The following is a 333-nucleotide window of genomic DNA, read 5'->3' on the forward strand; positions in this document are numbered from 1 at the left end:
AAGACACCTCGAACTTGTTTATTTGTTTTTAGTATAAACTCTCTGTTCGGTGTGTCTATCATTTAGACTAGCATCATAGTGGAACTAACAAGGTTATCACAACGATACCAGTGGGCACATATCCTTACGTTGTGGCAGTGGACGCGGCAGCGAAGCAGGTGTATGTGGCGAACTTCGACAGTAATAATGTCTCCGTGATAGATAGTGGAACGAACACGGTTATCAAAACAATCCCAGTGGGCACGAGTTCTGCATATGTGGCAGTGGACGCGGCAGCGAAGCGAGTGTATGTGACGAACTTCGACAGTAATAATGTCTCTGTGATCGATAGTG

Annotated in this window: 1 protein-coding gene; it reads left to right on the forward strand. The window is 45.3% G+C overall.

The window, feature by feature from the left end; translation table 11 throughout:
* Window positions 1-164 precede the first annotated feature (164 nt).
* Window positions 165-333 (forward strand): YncE family protein (locus JDS99_RS32720; protein ID WP_369413408.1); only part of this gene is annotated, 169 nt, incomplete at its 3' end.

Source organism: Bacillus cereus group sp. N6, from assembly GCF_016483705.1.
Classification (GTDB): Bacteria; Bacillota; Bacilli; order Bacillales; family Bacillaceae_G; genus Bacillus_A; species Bacillus_A wiedmannii.